This is a genomic window from Moritella viscosa (genome assembly GCF_900120065.1).
Lineage (GTDB): Bacteria > Pseudomonadota > Gammaproteobacteria > Enterobacterales > Moritellaceae > Moritella > Moritella viscosa.
This window is the reverse complement of record NZ_FPLG01000039.1, coordinates 1-25,662: the sequence shown is the minus strand read 5'-3', so window position 1 is coordinate 25,662 and position 25,662 is coordinate 1. Positions and strand designations below refer to the sequence as shown.

The 25,662-nt window shown below is 38.2% G+C and carries 21 protein-coding genes; 10 read left to right on the top strand and 11 right to left on the bottom strand.

Going from position 1 to position 25,662, the window contains the following annotated elements; genetic code table 11:
- The first annotated feature begins 669 nt into the window (after positions 1-669).
- A complete protein-coding gene (locus BT797_RS06240) occupies positions 670-1,467 on the top strand; it encodes a response regulator (protein ID WP_045109940.1) in 798 nt (265 codons plus the stop codon).
- Positions 1,468-1,539: 72 nt separating this feature from the next.
- Here the strand turns inward: BT797_RS06240 and BT797_RS06235 are convergent, their stop codons facing one another.
- Positions 1,540-2,460 carry a LysR family transcriptional regulator gene (locus tag BT797_RS06235; protein ID WP_045109939.1) on the bottom strand — a complete coding sequence of 307 codons (921 nt, stop codon included), beginning with the start codon at positions 2,458-2,460 and terminating at the stop codon, positions 1,540-1,542.
- Between the two features lie 215 nt (positions 2,461-2,675).
- Here BT797_RS06235 and metE point away from each other — a divergent pair, with 215 nt between their 5' ends.
- A complete protein-coding gene (gene metE / locus BT797_RS06230) occupies positions 2,676-4,958 on the top strand; it encodes a 5-methyltetrahydropteroyltriglutamate--homocysteine S-methyltransferase (RefSeq protein WP_045109938.1) in 2,283 nt (760 codons plus the stop codon).
- 159 nt (positions 4,959-5,117) lie between these two features.
- Here the strand turns inward: metE and BT797_RS06225 are convergent, their stop codons facing one another.
- Positions 5,118-5,417 carry a Dabb family protein gene (locus BT797_RS06225; protein ID WP_045109937.1) on the bottom strand — a complete coding sequence of 100 codons (300 nt, stop codon included), beginning with the start codon at positions 5,415-5,417 and terminating at the stop codon, positions 5,118-5,120.
- 208 nt (positions 5,418-5,625) lie between these two features.
- Between BT797_RS06225 and BT797_RS06220 the strand changes: the two genes are divergently transcribed.
- The 3 genes from BT797_RS06220 to BT797_RS06210 all read left to right on the top strand — a co-directional run bounded on the left by BT797_RS06220 (position 5,626) and on the right by BT797_RS06210 (position 8,769).
- Positions 5,626-7,353, top strand: coding sequence for a choice-of-anchor I family protein (locus tag BT797_RS06220; protein ID WP_045109936.1), 1,728 nt, complete (start codon positions 5,626-5,628; stop codon positions 7,351-7,353).
- 208 nt (positions 7,354-7,561) lie between these two features.
- The gene (locus BT797_RS06215; RefSeq protein ID WP_045109935.1) at positions 7,562-7,975 is read left to right on the top strand and encodes a hypothetical protein; all 414 of its coding nucleotides are present in this window, start codon (positions 7,562-7,564) and stop codon (positions 7,973-7,975) included.
- 296 nt (positions 7,976-8,271) lie between these two features.
- Positions 8,272-8,769, top strand: a complete 498-nt coding sequence (locus tag BT797_RS06210; RefSeq protein WP_075471358.1) for a hypothetical protein — start codon at positions 8,272-8,274, stop codon at positions 8,767-8,769.
- Between the two features lie 71 nt (positions 8,770-8,840).
- Here BT797_RS06210 and yejK read toward each other — a convergent pair whose 3' ends face one another.
- Positions 8,841-9,875, bottom strand: coding sequence for a nucleoid-associated protein YejK (gene yejK / locus BT797_RS06205; protein ID WP_045109933.1), 1,035 nt, complete (start codon positions 9,873-9,875; stop codon positions 8,841-8,843).
- An 80-nt stretch (positions 9,876-9,955) separates the two neighbouring features.
- Here yejK and BT797_RS06200 point away from each other — a divergent pair, with 80 nt between their 5' ends.
- Positions 9,956-10,186 (top strand): YejL family protein, encoded by a 231-nt coding sequence (locus BT797_RS06200; protein ID WP_019442879.1) that lies wholly within the window; start codon positions 9,956-9,958, stop codon positions 10,184-10,186.
- An 83-nt stretch (positions 10,187-10,269) separates the two neighbouring features.
- Positions 10,270-12,156 (top strand): DUF3413 domain-containing protein, encoded by a 1,887-nt coding sequence (locus BT797_RS06195; RefSeq protein ID WP_045109932.1) that lies wholly within the window; start codon positions 10,270-10,272, stop codon positions 12,154-12,156.
- 10 nt (positions 12,157-12,166) lie between these two features.
- Here BT797_RS06195 and BT797_RS06190 read toward each other — a convergent pair whose 3' ends face one another.
- Positions 12,167-12,844 carry a metallophosphoesterase gene (locus BT797_RS06190; RefSeq protein WP_045109931.1) on the bottom strand — a complete coding sequence of 226 codons (678 nt, stop codon included), beginning with the start codon at positions 12,842-12,844 and terminating at the stop codon, positions 12,167-12,169.
- A gap of 361 nt (positions 12,845-13,205) precedes the next feature.
- On the opposite strand from BT797_RS06190, the gene BT797_RS06185 reads away from it, so the two are divergent.
- On the top strand, positions 13,206-14,993 hold the full coding sequence (locus BT797_RS06185; protein WP_075471357.1) for a GMC oxidoreductase: 1,788 nt from the start codon (positions 13,206-13,208) through the stop codon (positions 14,991-14,993).
- A 10-nt stretch (positions 14,994-15,003) separates the two neighbouring features.
- Here the strand turns inward: BT797_RS06185 and BT797_RS06180 are convergent, their stop codons facing one another.
- Positions 15,004-15,258, bottom strand: coding sequence for a GIY-YIG nuclease family protein (locus BT797_RS06180; protein ID WP_045109929.1), 255 nt, complete (start codon positions 15,256-15,258; stop codon positions 15,004-15,006).
- A 158-nt stretch (positions 15,259-15,416) separates the two neighbouring features.
- On the opposite strand from BT797_RS06180, the gene dacB reads away from it, so the two are divergent.
- Entirely contained in the window at positions 15,417-16,898 is a 1,482-nt protein-coding gene (dacB, locus tag BT797_RS06175) for a D-alanyl-D-alanine carboxypeptidase/D-alanyl-D-alanine endopeptidase (RefSeq protein ID WP_244534292.1), read from the top strand.
- Between the two features lie 135 nt (positions 16,899-17,033).
- On the opposite strand, the gene BT797_RS06170 is transcribed toward dacB, so the two are convergent.
- From BT797_RS06170 to BT797_RS06150, 5 genes are all read right to left on the bottom strand, one after another.
- Positions 17,034-18,335, bottom strand: coding sequence for an inosine/guanosine kinase (locus tag BT797_RS06170; RefSeq protein ID WP_045109928.1), 1,302 nt, complete (start codon positions 18,333-18,335; stop codon positions 17,034-17,036).
- Positions 18,336-18,479: 144 nt separating this feature from the next.
- Positions 18,480-18,815, bottom strand: a complete 336-nt coding sequence (locus tag BT797_RS06165; RefSeq protein ID WP_045112472.1) for a hypothetical protein — start codon at positions 18,813-18,815, stop codon at positions 18,480-18,482.
- An 88-nt stretch (positions 18,816-18,903) separates the two neighbouring features.
- Entirely contained in the window at positions 18,904-20,046 is a 1,143-nt protein-coding gene (locus BT797_RS06160) for a fatty acid desaturase (protein ID WP_045109927.1), read from the bottom strand.
- A 475-nt stretch (positions 20,047-20,521) separates the two neighbouring features.
- The gene (gene tdh / locus BT797_RS06155; RefSeq protein ID WP_045109926.1) at positions 20,522-21,547 is read right to left on the bottom strand and encodes an L-threonine 3-dehydrogenase; all 1,026 of its coding nucleotides are present in this window, start codon (positions 21,545-21,547) and stop codon (positions 20,522-20,524) included.
- 18 nt (positions 21,548-21,565) lie between these two features.
- A complete protein-coding gene (locus BT797_RS06150) occupies positions 21,566-22,756 on the bottom strand; it encodes a glycine C-acetyltransferase (RefSeq protein WP_045109925.1) in 1,191 nt (396 codons plus the stop codon).
- Positions 22,757-22,920: 164 nt separating this feature from the next.
- Here BT797_RS06150 and BT797_RS06145 point away from each other — a divergent pair, with 164 nt between their 5' ends.
- Positions 22,921-23,829, top strand: a complete 909-nt coding sequence (locus BT797_RS06145; protein ID WP_075471356.1) for a LysR family transcriptional regulator — start codon at positions 22,921-22,923, stop codon at positions 23,827-23,829.
- Positions 23,830-24,303: 474 nt separating this feature from the next.
- Here the strand turns inward: BT797_RS06145 and BT797_RS23815 are convergent.
- Positions 24,304-25,662: hypothetical protein (locus tag BT797_RS23815; protein ID WP_170860821.1), on the bottom strand; the 1,359-nt coding region annotated here is incomplete at its 5' end.

Here is a 25,662-nt window from a genome sequence, read left to right as displayed (position 1 = left end):
TAGAATTTACACAATGTTACGTCTATAAAATCAAATTAACCTACGAATAAAAACAGGTAATCGATTGAAATTTAATATGATTAAATCATCATCACATTCAAGAAGGAGTCATTCTATAATCATTAATTTAGACTTATATACAAGACGAGCTACCTGACTGGGTATTTTAATTTTTGGCTATAGAGAAACCTGACTATCTTTTAAAAATCCGTGATAGTTTTACCTAAATACCAATAACAATAACAATATATGTATAAATTAATCTATCGTACTGTTTTCATTAAGCACAGATTATAGCCAGTTAAATTAAAGTGGCTAAAGTTTAAACATACACAAATGAATGGGGAATTTATATTCACTTATGATGATTGAATTAAAAGTGCTAACTCATTTCGAGATAAAATCATGGTAGGAATTAAAATTACTATCGGCTATCGTTTACTATAAAACCCTCTTCATCTTCAACTCGGGGGTAAATTAAGTAACTACAAATTAATCAGTTCAGTATATTATTTACAAGAATAAAATAATATGGGCAATCAATGTCACTATTTATCGAGCTAAAACTAGACTATCTTATTAAGTCACGGTAATTTATAGCGACTATAATACATTAGTCATACTGTTGACCATTCAGCTGTAATATCAACTTATATAACAAGGAATCATATGAGTCTTGAAGTTCGTGATCTGTCCATTTTATTAATTGAGCCTTCTAGTACACAACGTAAATTTATTACAACACAATTACATGATGCTGGTGTTGATAATATCGAATGCCTTGTTTCAATCGAGCAGGCAAAGGAAAGCTTAACCGGATTTATTCCAGATTTGATCATCAGCGCGATGTACTTTGAAGATGGATCTGGGGCTGAATTGGCTGAATACGTTAAATCTAATGTGCTTACTGAAAATATTGCCTTTATGCTCATTTCTAGCGAGCAACGATTTTCAGTCTTAGATCAAGTGAAACAAGCGGGTGCGATCGCAATTTTGCCCAAGCCATTTAAATTTGTCGACTTGCAACGCGCACTTAATGCCACACTTAGTTACATTGAACCAGAAGAAATGGAACTGGATTTATACGATGTAACCTCATTAAAAATACTGGTAGTTGATGACAGTCTGACAGCGAGAAAACACATCTGTCGCGTACTCAATAGTATGGGCATTGTGAATATAACCACGGCAGAAAATGGTGTCGAAGCACTGGAATATTTAGCTCAGAATACATTCGATTTGATCGTTACCGATTACAACATGCCTGAAATGGATGGCAAAGAGCTAATTGAAAAAATCAGAATGAACCCAGAGTTATCTTACCTACCTGTGCTGATGGTGACTTCTGAAGAAGGCAGCGCACAATTAACTGCGGTAAAACAAGCAGGTGTCTCAGCACTGTGTGACAAGCCTTTTGATATTGATACGGTAAGAATGCTTGTGCAGCAGTTATTGAATGAACAATAGTACAGGTCAACTCTAAGCATAAAGGGGGAATGAACTCACTAAATTCATTCCCCCTTTTTAACAATTAAAAGACTATAAGTTCGCTGTTTTTATCCCTTTCAGCTTCTGAAATGAACTTTCTTTCGCATCTTTTAAAAACTCAACCATATAAGGCATTTCAAGTTGCTCTATACGAATAGCTGCATATAGCGTTGTCCAACAACTTTCTTCACCAAGCGGCTTAGCTAAAATATAATCTTTCTCCAAATACTCCGTTAATGCCCAATTTGGTAATGCTGCGACACCGCGTCCACTGGCTACCAACTGTAACATCATGATCGTTAATTCCGCATGTCGAATGGCATGAGGCGAAACACCCGCAGGATCTAAAAATAGATTAAAGATATCTAGTCGTTCCTGCTCAACAGGGTATGTGATCAAGGTTTCATCACTCAGGTCCTCTGGTTCGACATATGCTTTACTCGCTAAAGTATGATGACGACTAACCGCGAGCATCGGCTGATAACTAAACAGCGGTTCGTAATGAATGCCGGATAATATTTGTGGATCAGACGTCACAACTAAGTCTACGTCCCCCCGCTTTAATGCTGGTAAAGGGGCAAAGCTAAAGCCTGAGGTTAAATCAAGTTCCACTTCAGGCCAGTGGTCACGGAACACATCAATCGCAGGCATTAACCACTGAAAGCAACTGTGACATTCTATTGCCATGTGTAAACGCCCTGCATTACCCGATAATAAACGGCTAATATCACGTTCAGTATTAGCAAACATAGGCAGTACTGATTTAGCAAGTTTAAGCACCCTCTCCCCTGCGACCGTAAAGCGTAACGGCCTTGTTTTACGAATAAATAACGCCGTATTTAAACGATCTTCAAGATCTTTTATCTGATGTGATAACGCTGACTGCGTCATATAGAGGCTTTCAGATGCTTCGACTAATGAACCGGTTTTTTCTAATGCGATAATAGTTTTCAAATGCTTAACTTCGAGCATCGTTAATTTCCTTTTAAACAGATGACTAAATTTAGCATAATGCCAACATCAATTAATTTCAACTTAATCAGTAAAAATATGAATTTGATTCATGTGAAATAATATTCAATACTTTAGCCATCTAAACAGCTAAGCGTCTATACATTAAGTTTACCATTTTAATTTAAAGTTTAAGACTCAAGCAAACAATTACATCTAAGAAAATGGAGTTACAGATGGCTAAATCACACATATTAGGTTTCCCACGTATCGGGGCAGACCGCGAATTAAAAAAAGCAATTGAATCATATTGGAAAAGTGATATCACCAAAGTTGAGTTAGAAACCGTAGGTAAAAACTTGCGGGCTAAACATTGGCAACAGCAAATTGACGCGGGGCTAGACTTCATCACTGTGGGTGACTTTGCTTGGTACGACCAAGTATTAGCATTATCAGCGACGTTAGGTGTTATCCCAGAGCGTCATCAAGAAGAAAAAATCACCCTTGATACGCTGTTCAATATGGCGCGAGGTTCTAGCCCTTGCTGTGGCCAACAAGCTGCAGCATGTGAAATGACGAAATGGTTTGATACTAATTATCACTATCTTGTTCCAGAACTAAACGAAGACCAAAATTTCGCATTAAGCTACAACCAACTTGTTGAAGAGATCCAAGAAGCAAAAGCACTTGGTTTCCCAATTAAAGCGAATTTACTAGGTCCGGTAAGCTACCTCTGGTTAAGTAAAACCAACAGTGATTTTGATAAACTGACATTACTACCTCAACTTGTTGAAACGTATAAGCAACTACTTGCTAACATCGCAACTGAAGGTGTTGAATGGCTGCAAATTGAAGAGCCTATTCTAGTTCAAGATCTAACAAGTGAATGGCAACAGGCATTCACAGCCAGTTATACTGAATTAGCAAAAGATAGCAACAAACTACTACTCACCAGTTACTTTGGTGCGCTAGGCGATAACGCTGAATTAGCATTCTCATTACCTGTTGATGGCTTCCACATTGATTTATCTCGTGCACCACAGCAACTCGACTCAGCATTAGCTTTACTGCCTGCTAACGCTATTTTATCTGCTGGTATTGTTAATGGTCGTAATATTTGGCGTAACGATCTTGCTCAATCAATCAGCGCATTACAGCAAGCTAAAACACAGTTAGGTGAACGTTTATGGGTTGCTTCTTCATGTTCATTACAACATAGCCCCGTTGATCTCGATAACGAAAACAAACTCGATGCAGAACTTAAATCTTGGTTAGCTTATGCAACGCAGAAATTAACTGAAATTAGCACTATCAATGCACTACTAAGCGGTGAGAGTTCTGAGCAATTTACAACACAATTGGCGGAATCAACAGCCGTAGTTGCATCTCGAGCAACGTCATCTCGCATTCATAACACTGCGGTTAAAGCGCGTGTTGCTGCAATTACCGACCAGGATGCACAACGTCATAGTCAATTCACACAACGTATCACAAGCCAGCAGCAAGAATTGAATTTACCATTATTCCCAACGACAACGATTGGTTCATTTCCACAGACCAGTGATATTCGTCAGACCCGTAATCAATTTAAACAAAATGTGATCAGCCAAGACCAATACATCACCAAGATGCAAGCAGAGATCAAAGATGTAGTCAAACGCCAAGAAGCACTCGGGCTAGATGTACTGGTACACGGCGAACCAGAGCGTAATGACATGGTTGAATACTTTGGTGAATTACTCGATGGTTTCGCATTCTCAAAAAATGGTTGGGTACAAAGCTATGGTACACGTTGCGTTAAACCACCAATCATCTTTGGCGACATTTCACGCCCAGCACCAATGACTGTAGCTTGGAGCCAATATGCGCAAGCGCAAACCAACAAGCTAATGAAAGGCATGCTTACAGGTCCTGTGACAATTTTATGCTGGTCATTTACCCGTGATGATATCAGCCGTGAAGAACAAACCAACCAAATTGCACTGGCCATTCGTGATGAAGTAGTTGATTTAGAAAGGGCTGGAATTAAAGTGATTCAAATTGATGAGCCAGCACTGCGTGAAGGTTTACCGCTACGTAATAGCGAGCAACAAGCCTATTTAGATTGGTCGACTAAAGCGTTCCGTATCAGTGCGTCAGGTGTAAGGGACAATACTCAGATCCATACACACATGTGTTACTGTGAATTTAATGACATAATGCCGTCAATTGCCGCATTAGATGCGGATGTTATCACGATTGAGACATCACGCTCTAACATGGAACTGTTATCAGCCTTTACTGATTTTAGTTACCCAAATGATATTGGTCCGGGTGTTTATGATATTCACTCTCCAAACGTACCAAGTGTTGAATGGATGACACAGTTAATCACCAATGCCAGTGAATACATTGATGTCGCACGCTTATGGGTTAACCCTGATTGCGGTTTGAAAACACGTGGCTGGAAAGAAACAGAAGCAGCATTGAAGAATATGGTGACAGCAGCGCATAACTTACGCGATACATTCTCTAGCTAAGAGCTTTATTACTGCATGCAGCCAAACGTTCTATCAAAGCTCGTTTAGATATGAAAATGGCAGGATACAAAAAGGAGAGCAAACGCTCTCCTTTCTTATATATCTATGTACCTATCTATAAAGAGGTCATAGCTCAAACGCGCTTATTTTAAATAATCGTTAATAATCTACAGCTGCACGCTGGCTAGTGATGCTTTTCATCATAGGTAACACAGCTTGATGTGCTGGGTGATCTTGATATATATCTAACGTTTCACGAGAATCGAGATCAGCAATTAATACTAAATCGTAAGAACCTGCACCTTGCAGACAATCAATACCAACTTCCAAATGTTGTAACCCTGGAATCTGACCATTAAGCGCTTCAAGAGCTTCTTTCGCTAATTTAGCATTTGTACTTTTATCATTTCCATTGGCAGTATCGAGTAAAGTCCACATCACAATATGTTTGAACGCCATGATTGTTCCATCCTTTTTAACAAATGAATAATTCACCCAACCAACTTGGGGATTTGAAGAAGCGAAAGTATAACTTTAAATGTCATATTTAGGTGGATGAATATCAATATTTCATAAAAATGTCATATAAGTATCACGAATATGCATTACATCTACCCTATATTTATCAATATACGCATTCATAAAAACAATTAAATAAGTGAATAAAATGAAAAATACTCTGATAAGTACAACCATCGCCCTTGCATTAACGAGTGTCATAACAGGCTGTACAGCAAAACCAAGTGACACCTCGATACAAATATCGCAACAATTCACCCAATCGCCCCTTACGGTAACAATGCTTGCGCGTTATGAATCAGGTCAATATGGTGTGAGTGCGGCAGAGATCTTAGATTATCACGCACAAAGCAAATCCATTTTTGTGGTAAACGCTAAAAGTGGTCAAATAGATATTCTTGATGCGAGTATAATTAGTACTATAAGTAGCGCAACACAAACTTCTGTAGACCCATTAACACTTAATAATTTAACTAAAAAGTCGACATTAAACCTTGCTCCAGACCTCAATCTAACACGCCTAGGCTCAGTAAACAGTGTTGCTATTTTTGGTAATTTACTTGCTGTTGCGATCGAACGTGGAGACAGCAAAGGAAACCCTGTACAAGGCCATGGATTCATTGGTTTCTATAAACTAAATAACGCAGGTAAAGCGACTTATTTACACGCTGTCAAAGTCGGTTATCTACCCGATAATGTTGTTTTCACTCATGACGGTAGTAAAGTAATTGTAGCCAACGAAGGTGAACCGAATGATGATTACACGGTCGATCCTGAAGGCTCTATTTCAATAATCAACATCAATAACAATATACCTGCAAAACAAGCGATGAATATCACTTTTAACGACTTTGATATTCACTCTTCACGTCATAATGAATTACCAAAAGGCGTTAAAATTAACGGTCCAAAATCATCAGTCAGCCAAGATCTTGAACCCGAATATATCGCAGTTTCCCACGACAATTCACAAGCATTTGTATCATTGCAAGAGAATAACGCCATTGCAATTATTAATCTAAAATCGCACAGAGTTGAAAATATTGTTGACTTAGGCAGCAAACATTATGGTCTAACGAAAAACGCAATCGACGCCAGTGATAAAGATGGCAAAATAAATATCCAATCATACGCAGGTGTATACGGTCTTTACCAGCCAGATACGATAGCTAGCTACAGTATTGATGGCGCTGACTTTATAGTTACTGCAAATGAAGGGGATGCCCGTAATTACATAGGGTTCTCCGAAGAAGTCCGTGCAGGTAAATTAACACTCGATAAAAATCACCCTCAATTTAATGCGATCCAAGATAAAAAACAGCTAGGACGATTGAAAGTGACAACCAGCATTGGCGATACAGACAATGACGGTGACATTGATAAGATCTACAGTTATGGTTCACGCTCTTTCTCTATTTGGGATGCACAAGGAAAACAAGTGTTCGACAGTGGTAATGACTTTGAGCGTATTACCGCTGACCGCTTAAGTATCGACTTCAATAACCATAACAGTAAAAACAAAGGTGATAACCGCAGTGACGATAAAGGCCCGGAGCCAGAAGCATTAGCGCTTGGCGAAATTAAAGGGCGCCAATATGCCTTTATTGGCCTTGAACGTACATCCGGCTTCATGATTTATGATATTACCGTGCCACAACAGGCTTATTTCGTCGATTACATTGTTAATCGAAACTTCACACCTAAATTTGAAGTTGAAAACGGTGTGATAACAAAGGGTGACCCTCGCGCTGTTGGTGATTTAGGTCCTGAAGGTATGACGTTTATTACAGAGGATAAGAGTCCAAACGGTAAACCCTTATTACTTGTCGCAAATGAAGTCAGTGGAACAACTGTTGTATACCAACTGAAACGTTAATCGCTCTAATATATATTGCTGATTCCTCGCGCTCAGATAAAAATGACAATTAAGATTAGCTAAATACATCATTTATGGTAGTTCATTTTTTATTTTAAATTAGCCATATTTAATTTCCCTCTGGAATGTGATTTCTAAATAAAACCAATATGATTAACTCAGTTGGAACAAACCTTAACCTAAAATACTTTCACTAGGAGTGATTACCATGGCTAACTTACTAAACCAAGTAGAAACTATCTACAATGTCGCAAAAGAAACAGCAAAAACATCTATCACTGCAGGTTTTGGTGTTTACGGCACAATCATTGATGAAGCAGCAAAGTCATCAGATAAAGCAACTCAACTATTTGAATCTTTAGTTGAACGTGGCGCTCAAGTTGAACCACAAATTAAAGAGCAAGTGTCAGCGCTTTTTGGCAAAAAAATCTCTTTAGAATCAATTGAAACTAAAGCACAAAGCATTACTAGCCGCTTTACTGGTGTTCAAGGTCAAAAACTGAATGAAGTAGAAAGCAAAATCGACCTACTTGCTCAAATGATCAGCGAATTAAAAACTGAACCAGCAAAAGTTCAAAAAGTCGTTAAAGCAGCGGCTTCAAAAGCAACAGCTGAAGCTTAATCAATCTTTGATTACTCAGTGGCTAGGGGGAGAATTTTCTCCCCCCTTTTTTCATTCTAATTTTCCATCCCATCACAATTACCTTCTTATTCAGATTTCTTATCTATTGATTTGATTTAATCATACTTTTTATTTAAATATAGTCATGATTCTGCACGATGCCGTTTAGTACACACTCTCAAAATCTGCATTACAATTACTCTAAAAGTGTTTGCTATTTGTATTTGCACTTTACGACGTAAAAACTACTATTAAGTTATATCAATGCAATGTACATCATCCAGTAAGGATAACGAATGAGCCAAGTTAGCTTAACTTATAACCCAGTTGAAGATCGCATGTTACTCATCGTTTCTAATAATATAAATCATCCTCAGTGGTGGCTCACTCGTCACATGTGCAAAAAATTATTAGAAATGCTAAATGCTGAGTTAACGCTACAATATGAACTAGATAAAATTCAATCTTTATACAAAGAAAACAAAACGACCCAAGAAGCATCTTTCGCAGATAAACATCAACAAGCATTGCATGATGCTGCTGGGAGAACCGAAATACAGAAAAAATCGACACCAGCAAAACCCGATGCGTTGCTAACAACTCGAATCTCGTTAGATAAAAAACCTGATAACCTTGTCGCCTTATATATTTATTCTCGAGAAAGCCATGGTATCTGTCTTGACCTCGACAATAACGGCTTGCATATATTTTTAGATATGATGATAAAAGTAGCTGTTAAAGGAGAATGGGGCTTAAAACAAGCGAGATCTATAGAAAATAAATTGATTGAATAAATGAGACTTAAACAGATGGTGATAATCATCATTACCACCACCTTAATTTATAACAAATAACGCGCTAAATACTATTCGTTTTCATCAACAGAATTACTACGACGAATAAGCTGCTCACGCAAATTAGGCGGAATACCCACAATTGTTAATGTATCTGTTTGCGCATCATAGGTAATACGTTCACCCATCAATTTTTGATCAAAACTAACACTAAGACCACCACCTTGTCCGACATATTTCGTCAGTTTACGCACGGCGCCACGATCCGCAGGGAAGCTATCTTCAAGTTCATAAGCTTCTGAAGCATACTGATAAAAATCACGTGATGAAACGTCTGCTAAATGATCAGACAGATCTTTGATTTCAATCTCGTTACCTTCTTTAATTTGTTCATTACAGTACTGCGCAACTTGCTCACGTGCTTGTATCGATTCACCAGCATCTAGCTCAGATACATGACAAAACTCATCAACAGCGCGCATTAAGCCTGCATTTTGTATTTTTGCATCCATTCCTTCTGTACAGCCAAGAAAATCTAAGAAAAAATCTGACACTTTACGTCCGGCACGACCTTTAATAAAGGATAAATAACGCTTCGAATCGCTATTTTGTCGCCACTCAGTCAAATCAATTTTTGCTGCAAGTTGTACTTTAGACAGTTCAAGATAATGCGTATTACTGAGATCGAGCTGTTCAGTGACCATTACACTGTCTTTATTTTCCAATAACGCAACGATGAGGTAATCAGATGCCATCCAATTATAATGAACAAAAGACAGAATACCTTGTGTCCCGAAGTCATATTTTAGTAGTTCACCCACCAACAAATTTGATGCTGCGCTTGAAAAATCAACAAAATCACTTTCTTCATCCATGAATTTACGCAGTACCATTTCAAAAGGTAGACGGCTATTGTCCTCTTCTGCGCATTTAAAATAACCAAAACCTTTCGCTGGCTTAGCGTTGTAAATTCGATGTAATTCACTTGCAAGCTCTTCAACCGGCTGTGAATTAACCAATTCCTCACTGCGAGGGTAACATTTCAGTTCACCTTCTGTATTAAAGGCTAACGAATGTAGAATAATGTTATTTAATTTTAGCTGCATATATTTAAAGTATTAGAGTTAATGAATTCTGTGAGGTATTATAATCATCTTTGCCCATTCATACATTAAAAGATTAAATTATGCCTATAGTTTCTAAATACAAAAGTGATAAAGTTGAAAAAGTTATCGATGAAGTTATTGATGTACTAGAAAAACACGATGCGCCACTAGACCTTGGTTTAATGGTACTTGGTAATGCAGCTGCAAATATCATCAATGCATCTTTATCACCAAAACAGCGCCAAGCGGTTGCTGAAAAATTTGCTAAAGCACTTGTTGCATCAGTAAAGAGCAAAGATACATCACATTAATTAAAATGATAGGCAAGGATGCCTTGTCATTTATTATTCGCCATTACATTATAAAAATATTATATGAGACAGCAGTTTAACTTATGCTAGAAACAGGACATCATTATCGCGATCAGGTCTCCAAAATTATCAGTTGGGGCCATTGGTTTAGCTTAGCCAATATCTTACTGGCAATCATTGTTGCATCACGTTACCTTTTCATCGCCGAATGGCCTGAAACTATGCTTGGTCAAGTTTATTCTCTTATCAGCTTGCTTGGCCATTTTAGTTTTATTATTTTTATATTATATCTGGTTGTGATCTTCCCTGTCAGTTTTCTGATACCGTTCCCACGTACATTACGTTTTTTAACGGTCCTGTTTTCCACATTGGGAATATCTCTGTTAATTATCGATACAGAAATATTTAAGCTCTACAATTTACATATAAATCCAATTATCTTTGAGATATTACTGGGAGAAAGTGAACAAACACTTAACTCCGATTGGCAGTCGTTCTTTGTTTTCGTGCCCTTCTTATTTTTACTCGAATTACTTATCTCAAGTTTTCTGTGGCACAGATTGAGACGTTTAAGCCGCTTTAAACTCGGCCCTATTATTGCGATCTTCTTTTTCTGCTGTTTTTTAACAGGGCACCTGCTACACATGTGGGCAGATGCGGCGGTTTACCGCCCTATTACCGCACAAAAAGCAAATTTCCCACTTGCTTACCCTATGACAGCAAGAACCTTCCTTGCTAAATACGGTTGGTTAGATAAAAAGGCATTTGATAAGCGTGTGAGTGATACAAAAAAACGATCAGATTCACGTCTCGACTACCCTAAAAATCCATTGGTAATTAACAACGAGAGTCAAAAGCTTAACGTTTTATTCGTTAATATAAGTACGCTTCGAGCAGATATGCTTAATGATAGCATCATGCCTGAAATGACAAAATTATCGCAACAAGCTCAATTATTTACTCACCACTTTAGTACCGGTAATGATAATGTATTGGGTAATTTCAGCATGATATATGGCCTTGCACCACAATACTGGGATGACATCCAAACCTCAGCAAAAGCGCCATTTATGCTCGACTATTTCACTCAAGCAGACTATAGCCTTGGTATATTTAGTACTGATGATTTAGCGTATTACCGACAAAAACAAACGGCGTTTATTAATTTGGACTCACCACAGACAAGCATTGTTGAAGGATCAAATAGTGATAATAAAACGATCAATTCAGCAATGAAATGGCTAGGTGAACAGCAAGATAAAAAACCTTGGTTTAGCTATGTCAGTCTGAACTCTGTGCAAAACATGAAAACACCGAATGGTTTTCCATCTATGTTTTATCCTAATATTCAAGACCTAAATAGCCAAGCAAGTAATCGCCAAATAGCATTATTTAATAGCTATCGAAATAGTGTTAGTTATGTCGATAAAGCAGTGGCAAAATTAGTTTATAAGCTAAAGCAAACAGGCCAGTTTGATAATACGGTTATCGTATTCACGTCTAACCATGGCACTGAATTTAATGACTCAGAAAACCATTCATGGGGTTATGGAAGTAGCTATTCAATTTATCAAACCCAAGTACCATTATTTATCGTGTGGCCTGGTAAAGAACCAAGTGTTATAGAACAAGACACAAACCACACAGATTTAGTTCCGACTATTTTGACTAACCTATCAGCTGTAAAAAACCCTATTTCAGATTACAGTAGTGGCATTGATTTATTTGCGGGTAACTTTAAAACATGGCAGTTACTCGGCGATGAAAATAACTTTGTTATCCTTCAAGAAGACACGATTACATTGTTTTCTTATCAAGGCATATTTAGTCGCCAAGGAAATCATGATGTACGTGATCGTAGTACTTACAAGTCAGCCCCACAAACAGCGATGCATGAGGCTAAGTTTAATCAGGTACTTAGTGAGTTAAATTACTTTTATAAAGCAGCGCCAGCGCAGCCACAGAATTAAGGGTTAAGAACTAGGCTATCACCATGTAGGCTTGTTGAGCGGATAAGATGGTTAATCGTCTTGTCCGCATTAACGTATCTATCCATAATTGATTTAAATTAGTTGTTACTCTCGCACAGTTTACATGCCCATGTATCGTAAATTTAACCCCCTGAATCTGAAATACTTTTCCCTTCTTTACCTGCCGGTATTGTTTAGTCGACCAAACGCATTCTTTTAATAATGCCATATCGTTTATATCTTCATTTTGTAATGATGGCCAATTTAATGGTGCATTGGCATGACAGACGCCAATTTTTCCAAATTTTGACTCGATAGTAAACGCGACGGGACAATACTGATCTATGAGTAACCTTAATCTAACTTGCTCGTCTATTGAACACTGAAAAAACCACTCTCCTCCTGCATTCCGATGAATACGAGCCAGTTCACTTTCTGTATCAGCAAATAACATTTCTTCGTGGTTTCCTCTAACAGCGTAAAACCAAGGTTTATGCAGCAGTTCAAGACAAGCTATTGAATTTGGGCCACGATCCACAATATCCCCTACAGAAAATAAACGGTCATACTCAAAATTAAACTGGCACTGCGCTAATGTAGCTAATAACAAATCATATTCACCATGAATATCTCCCACAAAGAAGTCCTGCCCTTTATGGTTAATTGGTATATCTTTATGTATTCGCATTTACTACCTCATTAGGTATACATAACAATATTTTATTTTTGCGATTGCGTTCACGTTAGCGCTATCATAAGTCAACGCCATAACAGCTTAATCAATGAAAACGTCTCTAAACATAACAGCCTGATAATTTTACTAGTATTATTTAATATAGATTGAATACAACATTAATAATTCATTGAGGAGAATGTTCCACAACATACCTACAGTATGGCACATACAATTATAACAACATCTTGATAACATATTTCAATCATTAATCTTAATTAACCTAATGAGAACACCAAGGATATTCTAGAACAAATATAGTGCTTTAGGCACAGTCTTGGTGTGAGACTAACGGATTAGCAGTAGGGGGTAATACATGTCGAGTACTAACTTTGATTTTGACCAGATAATTATTGGATCAGGTTTTGGTGGCTCAGCTAGCGCATTGCGTTTAACAGAAAAAGGATTTCGAGTATTAGTATTAGAGCGTGGTAAACGTATTAGAACAAAAGAGTTCTCACGTACGAGTTGGAATTTAAAGCGATTTATGTGGCTGCCTCAATTAGGCCTTACAGGACCATTTACACTCTCTATCACACGTAAAATTAACTTAGTTCATGGTAGTGCGGTTGGTGGAGGCTCAATTGTTTACGGCAACACTCACCTTATTCCAGGCCCAGAGATCTTTGCTCATCCATCATGGACAGGTATGCACGAAGACTGGCACGCACGTTTGTCTCCTTATTATGCATTAGCACAGCGTATGATTGGCGTACAACAAAACCGATTCTTTGGTCCTGCCGATCTTATTTTAAAAGACGTAGCAAAAGACATGGGACGTGAAAATACCTTTAAAACAGTATATAGCGGCCTACTCTATCCAAAAGGTAAAAATAAGGTTTCACAAAATATTGATGTGGATCGCTTAGGTGAAGATCGTGGCGACCCCTATTTTAATGGGGATGGTCCAAAGCGTAATAGCTGTACCTATTGTGGTAACTGTATGTCTGGTTGCCGTCACAATGCTAAAAACAGTCTCGATAAAAACTATCTTTACTTCGCTGAACGTAATGGCGCAGAAATCCGTCCAGAATCAAATGTTACTAAGGTTGAACCGATTGCCGATGAAAACGGCGTAAAGGATGGTAGTGCGGGCTACACGATCCATGTAACCGAAGGTTTAGGTTTATTTAATAAGAAAAAATATACCTTAACAACACGTGGAGTCGTCGTTTCAGGTGGTGTCTTTGGCACCATGCCACTGTTGCTAAAAATGCGCGATGTCGAAAAGACATTACCAAATCTAAGCCAAAACCTTGGTCAAAACGTACTAACAAACTCAGAAACCTTATTAACCGTTTCACACAATCGCCTGACCCAACAAGAACAAAAAGAAGAAGTTTGGAATGGTACTGCAATTACGTCGATCTTCTCTCCAGATGATGAAACCAAGGTTGAGATTGTACGTTATGCTAAAGGCAGTGATGCTGCATTTACAGGAGGCATGTCAGTACCATTGACGTCAAAACAGTCTGGTATTCCCCGCTCAGTAAGTATGCTCATTAATATCGCTAAGCAACCAATTAAAACCCTTAAAATGGCAAACCCAATTGGTAAAGCAAAAGACACAATTATCTTATTAGTGATGCAGACAGCACAAAACCACATTCATCTAGAAAGTAAACGTGCTTGGTATTCACCATTCAAACCGACATGGATACCGGTGCAACATAAAGGCGACGAAAAACTCAGAAACTACTTTCCTATTGCGCATAAAGTAGCAGAGCATTACGTAAAACGTTCAGGTGGTGACGCAGGTAATCTTGCCTTAGAAGTCATTGTGGGCACTCCTATCACAGCTCACATGATGGGGGGAGCAAGAATGGGAAAAGATCCTAAAACAGCGGTACTTGATGATACAGGCCAGACTTATGGTTATAAGAACCTGCGTATTCTCGATGGTTCCATTATTGCCGGTAACTTAGGCGTAAACCCATCACTTACGATCTTGGCCTTAACTGAACATGCAATGGCGCAGATCCCAGTATTTGATGCTGAGAGAGCTGCTAAGATTAAACCAATTCACTTCTCTGCAGCGCTCGACGGTAATCCGTCAGCAATCCAAACCGCAGGTATGCCAGAGGTCCTAGCCAAAGCCCTTTAATGGCAAAGGTTCACGCCTTTATTAAAGCGAGTTTTTGTTTCCGTGGTAACTGTTTTATCGCGTACTCTCGTTTACTAGCCCGACTTCGGTCGGGTTGGATTTCAGTATAAGCAATTCGAATCGGTTTCGCTCGACGAAAAAACTTAGCCCCCGTTCCTTTACAATGCTGCTGATAACGTCTTTCCATGTCAGTTGTTATACCACAATACAGACCCACATCTGTTTCAATAAGGTAAACAACCCATAACCGTTCTACTACTTTCATCACGACTTAGCCTTTGCTTTTATAACAATCACAATCAATACATGACTATGTTTTTCATTAAAAATATCATTCGTATAGTAACGTCGCATTTATGATATTTTGTGTAATTTAATTATACGCATTTTATTACTTTACAATCTCAGATAGAATAATCATCCATGCAGCAATCAATATTAAAAAATAATATGTTACGAACTTTCCTTTATTGTACAACTCTCTGCTTCATCAGTATTACTGCCTACGCTAATACCGATGAAATAGCGCCTTTAGCAAAACTTCTCCCGCCAGGTGCAAATGTTGCCTATGTTATTGGTCAACCTTTCAAATCAACTGAAAAAATCAATAGTGACACCATCAATCAACATAATGCCGAACTGTTATTAACACCAGCCTCAACACAAAAAATGCTAACAGCATTAACAGCCAAACTTTACCTTACTGACGAGTATATCTTTAATACCAGTTTACATGGCAATATTTATAAACAGACATTAAGCAAAATGGAGTTTAATTTTACAGGTGACCCAACTTTCACCAGAGAAGATTTACGTGAAATGCTTAAGCAATTAAAAGCAAAAGGCATCACACAAGTTAACGGCGATATCACGCTTAATCAAAGTCGTTTTAACGGTTATAATTGGGGTAATGGTCAGGTTTGGAATGATCAAGCTGTCTGCTATGCCACACAAGCATCAGCCTTGGTCATCAATAGCAATTGCGTATTAGGAAATTTAAAGCGCTCAGCCGAATTTGAGAAAGCGACAATTTATATTCCGGATTATGAGCCGATGATATTAAATAGCCAAGTCGATATCATTTCCAAAGAACAGCAAGACGCTCAATTTTGTGATTTAGAAGTAACACGTCATCCAAACAACAATTACACGTTATTCGGCTGTGTGACACCGTCTGAACGTAACCTGCCCTTATCATTTGCTATTTCAGAACCCACGGCTTACTTTACAGCACTGCTTCAAGCCGAATTATCACAAGCAAAGATTAAATTTACGGGTAAGGTGCTTGAAAGCCATCAAACGGTAAAGACAGCCCTAGTGATCAATCACCAATCACCTCCCCTTTCAGAAATTGTGGCTAAAATGATGAAAGAATCAGATAACTTAATTGCTGACATCTTATTTAAAACAATTGGCGCAGAATACTTTCTGCAAGCAGGTAATTACCGAAATGGTGCTAAAGCCATGCGCTTAATCCTCGCAGATAAGGGGATCTCATTAGCATCAAATGTGATCGCCGATGGCTCTGGACTATCTCGCCACAATTTGGTGTCTGCACAAACCATGTTCAGTGTACTAGAATATGTCATTCGGCATGATGATGAGCTACAACTATTAGATACCATGCCAATATCTGGTGTCGATGGTACGTTACAATATCGTCGTGGGTTATTGACGAAGAAACTAACAGGTAAGATTGTCGCTAAAACAGGTTCATTAAAAGGTTTATCTAATTTAGTTGGTTTTGTAAAAACAGAAAAAAACCACATGGTACCTTTTGTTCTGATGGTGAGTGGTTACAACCCTAAGACTATTGAGCAAGACAAGCCTAACAAACCAAGACAAGCATCACCTCTGACGCAATATTTGGCAGCATTCTTTAATACCATAGTGTCTCATTATTAATGGCTTGGGTATAAAAAATATTACATAAAAAATGGCGAACAGCTCAACTTAGTATCAGTTTCGTTGTTCGCCATTTTTGTATTATTTATCAAGCCGTACTCAATCTAGATAATTCGAGTATCAGCAATAAAGATATTAGCTAGACCAATAGCCTTCATCTAATGAATCTTCACGTTCAGGCAAGCCTTTTAATAGACGCGGCGAGTGTTGCGCCAATACTTCATAACTTACACGGTTTGCGTATTTACACAGCTGTGAAAGCGATGAATAAGCCAAACAATTCGCAGAATGTTTATCGGAGTTAGGCACGATATCTCTGTGATAAGCGTTAGCTAACATATCATGTAAGATTGCAGATAATGCGCCATCGCCCGCGCCATTGGTATTTTTAATTTCGACAGGACCGCCTAAATACGGTGCAATATGTGAATACATTTTTAGTGGTTCAGTTGTATCAGCTAAACGCATCGGACGGCTGTATTCATAACGGTTAAATTCAGCGATAGCACCCGGTAATAATTGACCGCTTGTTTCACGTTTATGTTTTTCATCCGTGTAACCTGCCATATAAAGCCCTTCAGCACCTGCAGTACAAAGAACAAGGTCACACCATTCTAGTGCTGCGTCCGCAGCAAGTAATGGGTCAGTAAAGCCGGTTAATGCTTCCCCCTCATCTTCATTCATTGCTATAACAGTGATATATTCATTGATAAAATTCTGCCACCACTTTTCATTACCTTCGATAATGAAACGCGTACCAAGTGTAAGGATAATGGGAATATTAAGGAATTTAGCTTGCTCAACCATGTGCATTGCAGCTTCTTTGATTGGGTCATCATCTGCACAACGTAATAAATAAGCGGAGATAAGTAAACCAGAGCTTTTCTGTAGCTGATCAACGGGTAAATGCTCTTTAGTTAATTTATTCATTAAGCCAGCATTAATACCAAAACTACGGTTACCATCAGAAGAGATAAAGGTAAAGCAACGGCCAATGGGGCCATTTACAGGTTGTAGGTAATTAAGGTTTACTTTACTGCTGGTATTACATAAATATTGGTACGCATAACTGCCAATTTTAATTTGGTCACACATAGTACCAAATAGCAGCGACTGTGATTCAGACAAGATTGCGTAGTTATGTAGGGTATTAGCAACAGTACCGCCAGCGAATTCACTCACGATAAGATCATTTTGCTTTAACTCAGTATAAATTTGCTCAGCAATTTCATCGCTGATCATCAATGACTCGCCTTTTATTAACCCAAAACGAGTTAAAAAAGCATCTTCGACATGTGCTTCAATATCAACGAGTGTCTGATCAATACCACATAATACAGGCTGAGCTACATTTGCAATATTTGCTGGTTTGACAAATGGATTGCCTGTATTTACAGGGAAATAATGCTTAGACTTGCGTTGACCGGGAAATTTCATATTTGAACCAGCATGAGAGAATAAAAGGGGGCTGATTTTACCAGTCTAATTCTGAAATACCAGTAAAACCAAATTAATGATCCAATTATTAACCACATTTTGGTCGATCACATAGATTTAATCGAAAAAAACGAAAAGTTCAGCTTAATACTGTCGAATAGTTACAACAAAATCACCACCCATTTTGGCTTCATCACTACCTCGAATCACAAAACTATTACTCACAAGATCAAATTCACATTCATGCCAAGCACAGGTGAAGTTCATCATATATTCCATTTGAGTCAATGCTTCGTTCGGATCGAGACGGACAGTGCCTTCACAATAGCCAGCAAGGACAAAACTGACAAGTGTCTCGACTCTACACTTGCGTAATGGGCTAACATATTCAACAAAGGCGAAAAATGAGGCGTTGCCGAAATCATTGGTTGGTAAATCATGCGCAAGTAAATACTTACGCATATCTTTATGCTTGATCAAAATATCCTCCATGATTTATATGCCATCCTTGGCAATCAGTTAGGGTGTATTAAGATTACACCCGACTGTTATTACATACATCTATTATCTAATGAGAAAAGCTAAGCTGCATGTTATTCCAGACTTTACGCTGTTCATAGAACGCGTCTTTAAGTTGGTTTAGTTGCAATTTAGTATCACGAATTTGTTGTTCAAATTGAATTTTATCAAATTTCTCATTCAGTGATTTTTTCTTCGATTCAAATAATACGATTTTTGCTTTATAAAAAGCGTTAAGTTTCTCACATAACACATCGTATTCTTGATTTAGACGTAAAATAACTTCTTCTGCGTTAGGTAAATGCTGCACTTTATCGTGACGACGTTTTAATTCCATCTTCAATTTAGCCTGTTCGATACGTGCTTCAGGTACTATACGTAAGTCGCTTGCTAAATTACACCACGCTAAAACATTGATTAACCATTTAGTCGGATCATATTGATACCATTTAATCCCATTACGGTAATCAGTTTCAAAGATGTGATGGTAATTATGATAACCCTCACCATGAGTGAAGATAGCTAATAATGCATTATCACGAGCAGTGTTACGATCTGTATAAGGCTGTGTGCCCCACATGTGTGCCCATGAGTTGATAAAGAATGTAAAATGATGGCTTAATACTAAACGAGCAACACCGAGCAATAATAAACTTGCCCAAACGTCCCCATACAGAAGACCCACTAAGATAGGCACACCAACATTCATAGCCAACGCAAGTACGTTATAGTATTTATGCTGCCATACTGCGATACCATCTTTTTGTAAGTCACGAACATTCGTATAATCGGTATAAAGCATGGCATTATATTCACGTAACATCCAACCAATATGCGAAAACCAAAAGCCATGACTTGCTGAGTACGGGTCTTTATCATCATGGTCAACATGCTTGTGATGACGACGGTGATCAGAGCTCCAATGGATAGCACTATTTTGTAATGCAAATGCACCACCCAATGCAAAAATTAATCGCACAGACCAATGCGCTTTATAAGTACGGTGAGACCAAAGTCTATGGTAACCACCTGTAATCGATAGGCCACACACAAAAATGCCGATGATCATGGCAACAACTTCGAAGGTCTCAAAGCCATATACATAGCCATACCAAGGCACTGCCGTTATAGCAACAAGGAAGGTTGAAGCAAAAACGAATACATTTAACCAAATTAACGGTGGTTTTTTCATAATACTATCTCTAAAGCCTAATGAAGTAGTTTCATTTATAATAGCGCACAAGTGTAAGCTGAGTTATTAATTAAAGCAATCCTATGTTACAAAAATAGCTTCTTTATCGACTTTTTTCCTTTCTTAAATTAAATATATGACGCAAATCACGTTTTAATTTGGTGGGTACATCTCTCTTTAAATAGCACCTATCAGTTTATATAGTAACCTAATTTTTAATAGCACTATTTATTATAGTGACACAAGTCAGACAACATACTAATCATATTATTCTGAAAAATGGTAATAAAGGAGGGGCCAACCTGATTAGGCTTTTATTGATTGTAATATAGGGATGATTGGTAAATTTGCATAAAAAAATCCAAGTGTTTTAAGACACTTGGATTTTGACAACTGAGAAGGGTCAATCAGCCGCTCATACTTTTCTTAACTGAGCGGCATTAGGACCAGCCCCTTTAATAAATCTTATTTTTTGTTATTCCCAGTCTAGGATTACTTTACCTGACATACCTGAACGCATAATATCAAAACCGTCTTGGAATTGATCTATTGGGAAATGGTGTGTGATGATTGGCGTTAGGTCTAAACCTGACTGGATTAATGCAGCCATTTTGTACCAAGTTTCAAACATTTCACGGCCATAAATACCTTTAATGACTAAACCTTTAAAGATAACATTACCCCATTCGATGCTCATGCTATTTGGTGGAATACCTAGCATAGCAACTTTACCACCATGGTTCATCTTATCTAACATATCGCTAAATGCAGACGGTACACCTGACATTTCAAGGCCAACATCGAAGCCTTCAGTCATTTTAAGATCATCCATCACATCTTTTAGCGATTCTGTTGCTACGTTTACAGCGCGAGTAACACCCATCTTGCGCGCTAGGTCTAAACGAAATTCATTCACATCCGTGATCACAACATTACGAGCACCAACGTGCTTACATACTGCTGCTGCCATGATACCGATAGGACCAGCACCGGTAATTAATACATCTTCACCAACCACATCAAATGATAAAGCAGTGTGTACAGCGTTACCAAACGGGTCAAAGATCGCTGCCATATCATCAGAAATATCATCTGGTAACTTGAATGCGTTAAATGCAGGAATAACTAAGTATTCAGCAAATGCGCCTTCACGGTTAACACCAACACCTGTTGTATTTCGACATAAATGTGTGCGCCCTGCACGGCAGTTACGACAGTGACCACACGTAATGTGGCCTTCACCAGAAACACGATCACCTAATGCGAAACCACGAACTTCTTGGCCGATACCAACAACTTCACCTACATACTCGTGACCCACAACCATAGGTACAGGGATCGTTTTTTGTGACCATTCATCCCAGTTATAAATATGGATATCTGTACCACAAATAGCGGTTTTGCGGATCTTGATTAACAAATCATTGTGGCCAAGCGTTGGCTTTTCCACATCTGTCATCCAAATACCTTGTTCAGGTTTTAATTTTGCTAGTGCTTTCATTTTCTTTAATCCACTTATTTAGATGATGCCAAGATCTTTACCAATACGGGTAAATGCGGCAATTGCAATATCAATTTGTTCTACGCTGTGTGCTGCTGACATTTGTGTACGGATACGTGCTTTACCATGTGGTACCACAGGGAAAGAGAAACCAATTACATAAATACCTTCAGCTAATAAACGGTCTGACATCTCAGCCGCTAATGCTGCATCGCCAATCATCACAGGTACAATCGCGTGGTCAGCACCAGCAAGTGTAAAGCCTGCCGCACTCATCTCACGACGGAAATGTTCTGCATTTGATTTAACTTTTGCACGTAATTCATGACCTTCTTCCATCATTTCAATTACACGAATAGATGCTGCAACAATTGCAGGTGCTACTGAGTTAGAGAATAAATATGGACGTGAGCGCTGACGTAACCAATCAACCACTTCTTTTTTCGCTGATGTATAACCGCCTGATGCGCCACCAAGTGCTTTGCCTAATGTACCCGTGATGATATCCACACGATCCATTACGCCGCAATGTTCAGGAGTACCACGACCGCCTTCGCCAACAAAACCAACAGCGTGAGAGTCATCAACCATTACCAGTGCGTTGTATTTGTCTGCAAGATCACAAACACCTTCAAGGTTCGCGATCACACCATCCATTGAGAATACACCGTCAGTTGCGATCAATTTATGACGCACACCTGCAGCATCTGCAGCAATAAGTTGCTCTTCTAGTGATGCCATGTTGTTATTTTTGTAACGGAAGCGTTTTGCTTTACATAGACGTACACCGTCAATGATTGACGCGTGATTTAGTTCGTCTGAGATAATTGCATCTTCTGCACCTAACAATGTTTCAAACAAACCAGTGTTTGCATCAAAGCAAGACGTATACAAGATAGTATCTTCCATACCTAGGAAAGTACTGATCTTGCTTTCTAATTCTTTATGTTTGTCCTGTGTTCCACAAATAAAACGTACTGACGCCATGCCAAAACCGTGGCTATCTAAACCTGATTGTGCAGCCGAAATAAGGTCAGCATGGTTAGCCAAACCTAAGTAGTTATTCGCACAGAAGTTAACAACTTCATTGCCAGCCACTTGAATGTTGGCATTTTGGGCAGAAGTGATGACACGTTCATTTTTATAAAGGCCATCAGCTTTAGTTTGTTCTAACTGCTTACTGATCTGATTGTAGAATGTAGAAGTCATGTAAATATTCCTTTTTAAACTTTCTTAGAAACAACTTGTTATTAACAACAGCCGAACAAGCCATGAAATAATTTATACTATGCAGCTATTCTAATTGATCCCATATAAGACTATTATCCCTGTAGATGGAAAACCATTAGTGAATCTAAGGCACAAATAGAATTATGATATCTCAAAAACTGATCGCCTTATTACCCGACTTAGCGAGTTTTACTTTAGTGGTTCAGGAAGAAAGCTTTACTGCTGCAGCAAAGAAGATAAGTGTCACCCCTTCCGCACTAAGTAAAACAATTACCCGACTTGAACAAGCTTTATCCGTTAAACTATTTGAACGTACGACCAGAAAGCTGATCATTACCGAAGCCGGAAAGAAGATTTATGATCAATGCATTTCTATGGTAAATGCTGCACAACAAGCAGTTGAAATATCAAGTCTCGAACATACTAAACCCGCAGGTTCAATCACAGTTGCGGCACCTGAGGCATTTTTAAATGTGGTGCTACAGCCTTTTGTCATTCCATTTTTAAAGCAGTATCCGCAGATTCAACTCAAGCTGCGTGCTATTGATGGGGCAATCGATATTTTTGAACATGGTATCGATGTCGCTTTTCTCCTTACGGATAAGCCGGATGAAAATTTGGTGCTAAAAGAGATGAGTAAAACCTACTTAGTACTATGTGCGAGCCCTGATTACCTAAAAGAGAAAGGGATCCCTTCCCATCCCGAACAATTAAAAGAACATGATTGCCTATATTTAGCAGAAAATGAAACCGACCACATCTGGGATTTTGTGAAAGGCGACGAATCCCATAGCGTTACAGTCTCAGGCCGTTACGCCGTCAACCATTCTCAGATGCGTCTAAACGGTGTCATTAATGGGTTAGGTATCGGTATTTTCCCCGACTTCGTCGTGCAGAAAGCGATCAGCAAAGGTGATGTTACAGAAGTTCTCTGCGACTGGACAATTAAGAGTAATTATCAGGGGATCATTGCACTTCAATATGCCCAAACTAAATACATGCCAACAAAGCTCAGAGTTTTTATCGATTACGCTATGCAACACTTGTGTTAACCATGTTAGAAGCAAGTTCAAAATATCAAATATGCACGCTATGAATCAGCGCCTCACCAGCCAGTACTACTTTTAAACCTGTTTTCTGTGCAACTCTGCTAATCAATGCAGGTAGTTTTTGCTCCGTTGGTAAGGGAATATAGCAGACTTGGCTTAGCCTTAGATATTTTACAAGTCTTTTAACAATAGCGACATTGAAGTGGTAAAGTAATTAAGAATTGTAAGGTATTTCCAAGTGATGATTCAGCAAAAAGCGATATACCTCGTAATTAAAACGGCTTAGAAAAAGTGGTCAAAACCAATCCATAGCTGAAGAGCAGCTATAAATCGGTTTATAATTAATTTAAGACCATTTGAAAAATCGTTGCGATATCCCCCTATGTCATCGTAACTACGAACTCTCGACTTTCCCTAGAAAATTAGAGTAGCCGAGATTATAGATTAAGCTTCGTTTCACTTCTGGATTTTATAATATTAGCAGTTTTTTCGACCATCTCCACAAACTAGCACTAAAGGAGGGGTCACATTATCGATAGTTGTATCTACCGTATAAACAGGAAATCCTTGACCTGAATATAGAAATAATATACCTGATTCAATGTTCATTTTTTGATATCGATTTGAGGACTGAATAGATTTAGCTATATCTTTCAACCAGTACGTACTATATGGATTACCAAACCTAACCTTAATATGCTGCCACTGTTCTAATTGCTTTGTACCTGATAATTGATTTTTAACTATAATATAAAAATCATGAGCTTTCTCTCTGGAATAATGAAGCACTAGGTCTTGTTTGTGGGTAAATACAGTAAAATCGTCAGCAGAAAATGCAGTAAGATCTAATGTATCAATTTTTCCATCTGTAGCATGGTTTAAAATAGAAACTATATTTTTATCCCGCATACTTTCCGGGGTAAAAAGATATGTGTCAGTTCCATTTCTCCCCGTAAGAATAAGATTATGAGCACTAGTACCAAGTGGCTTAATAGTGTCACGATAGTCCGTCGCAGCATAAATAAGTGTCTCTTTATTTAAAGTAACATCTACGGCCTCAGCGATTACTACTGTCCCTCCATCCATATCTGTTTTATACAAAATAGAATCTTTAGGGCTGAAAAATAAATACTGTTGATCAGAAGTAACTCCCAGATAGTTCATAACTTCATTTAGTCGTTTTCCTTTAGGCACAAAAACTCTTTCAAAGCGATCATACCAACCAAGAATTTCTTGTTGACCGTGACCATAAATAGGGATGATCTCGTTTGCCGATGCTAAGCTTGAATCCATAATTTTATTTAGTACTCTAGAAAGGCACTGAACTCGTGTATCAGATTTATTAGCTGGTACACCTAATAAAGCTGATTTAAAGGAAGATGATGTATCTAACCCCCTCCAATTAGTACATTGTTCAAGAGGATGAATAAGTTCACGCCAAGAAATCCCTATTGCCTCTAAATGACCTGTAGACACCTGCTGCTCTTTATTATCTGAATTTGCATTTTTATATTGGTAAAATATATTTTGAGAGCTTAATATTAAAGATTGACTGGAGAAAATAGCATTATCAATACTAAGTCCTACTTTTAATTCAGGGGCTGGTGCATCAGATTCCCAGTCTAAGTCAAGTTTATCATTATGGACATTGCCAGCTAGTTCACTTAAAGTGTAGCTTTCCCTCTGATTTCTAGTGCTTTCAGTATCCCTTGTTACTATCGAAAGTGTTGGGGCTGATAGCCTATCTTTATATTTCCCATCAAAAAACACAAAGGTGTCAATTTGAGGATGGCTTGACAACAATTTAGTTGATGTTTGATGTGGTTTAATTCTACC

What these genes read in the sequence shown, in the direction of transcription:
- BT797_RS06240 (WP_045109940.1), top strand. Translation starts at nt 670, where the DNA reads ATGAGTCTTGAAGTTCGTGATCTGTCCATTTTATTAATTGAGCCTTCT.
- BT797_RS06235 (WP_045109939.1), bottom strand. Translation starts at nt 2,460, where the DNA reads ATGCTCGAAGTTAAGCATTTGAAAACTATTATCGCATTAGAAAAAACC.
- metE (WP_045109938.1), top strand. Translation starts at nt 2,676, where the DNA reads ATGGCTAAATCACACATATTAGGTTTCCCACGTATCGGGGCAGACCGC.
- BT797_RS06225 (WP_045109937.1), bottom strand. Translation starts at nt 5,417, where the DNA reads ATGGCGTTCAAACATATTGTGATGTGGACTTTACTCGATACTGCCAAT.
- BT797_RS06220 (WP_045109936.1), top strand. Translation starts at nt 5,626, where the DNA reads ATGAAAAATACTCTGATAAGTACAACCATCGCCCTTGCATTAACGAGT.
- BT797_RS06215 (WP_045109935.1), top strand. Translation starts at nt 7,562, where the DNA reads ATGGCTAACTTACTAAACCAAGTAGAAACTATCTACAATGTCGCAAAA.
- BT797_RS06210 (WP_075471358.1), top strand. Translation starts at nt 8,272, where the DNA reads ATGAGCCAAGTTAGCTTAACTTATAACCCAGTTGAAGATCGCATGTTA.
- yejK (WP_045109933.1), bottom strand. Translation starts at nt 9,875, where the DNA reads ATGCAGCTAAAATTAAATAACATTATTCTACATTCGTTAGCCTTTAAT.
- BT797_RS06200 (WP_019442879.1), top strand. Translation starts at nt 9,956, where the DNA reads ATGCCTATAGTTTCTAAATACAAAAGTGATAAAGTTGAAAAAGTTATC.
- BT797_RS06195 (WP_045109932.1), top strand. Translation starts at nt 10,270, where the DNA reads ATGCTAGAAACAGGACATCATTATCGCGATCAGGTCTCCAAAATTATC.
- BT797_RS06190 (WP_045109931.1), bottom strand. Translation starts at nt 12,844, where the DNA reads ATGCGAATACATAAAGATATACCAATTAACCATAAAGGGCAGGACTTC.
- BT797_RS06185 (WP_075471357.1), top strand. Translation starts at nt 13,206, where the DNA reads ATGTCGAGTACTAACTTTGATTTTGACCAGATAATTATTGGATCAGGT.
- BT797_RS06180 (WP_045109929.1), bottom strand. Translation starts at nt 15,258, where the DNA reads ATGAAAGTAGTAGAACGGTTATGGGTTGTTTACCTTATTGAAACAGAT.
- dacB (WP_244534292.1), top strand. Translation starts at nt 15,417, where the DNA reads ATGCAGCAATCAATATTAAAAAATAATATGTTACGAACTTTCCTTTAT.
- BT797_RS06170 (WP_045109928.1), bottom strand. Translation starts at nt 18,335, where the DNA reads ATGAAATTTCCCGGTCAACGCAAGTCTAAGCATTATTTCCCTGTAAAT.
- BT797_RS06160 (WP_045109927.1), bottom strand. Translation starts at nt 20,046, where the DNA reads ATGAAAAAACCACCGTTAATTTGGTTAAATGTATTCGTTTTTGCTTCA.
- tdh (WP_045109926.1), bottom strand. Translation starts at nt 21,547, where the DNA reads ATGAAAGCACTAGCAAAATTAAAACCTGAACAAGGTATTTGGATGACA.
- BT797_RS06150 (WP_045109925.1), bottom strand. Translation starts at nt 22,756, where the DNA reads ATGACTTCTACATTCTACAATCAGATCAGTAAGCAGTTAGAACAAACT.
- BT797_RS06145 (WP_075471356.1), top strand. Translation starts at nt 22,921, where the DNA reads ATGATATCTCAAAAACTGATCGCCTTATTACCCGACTTAGCGAGTTTT.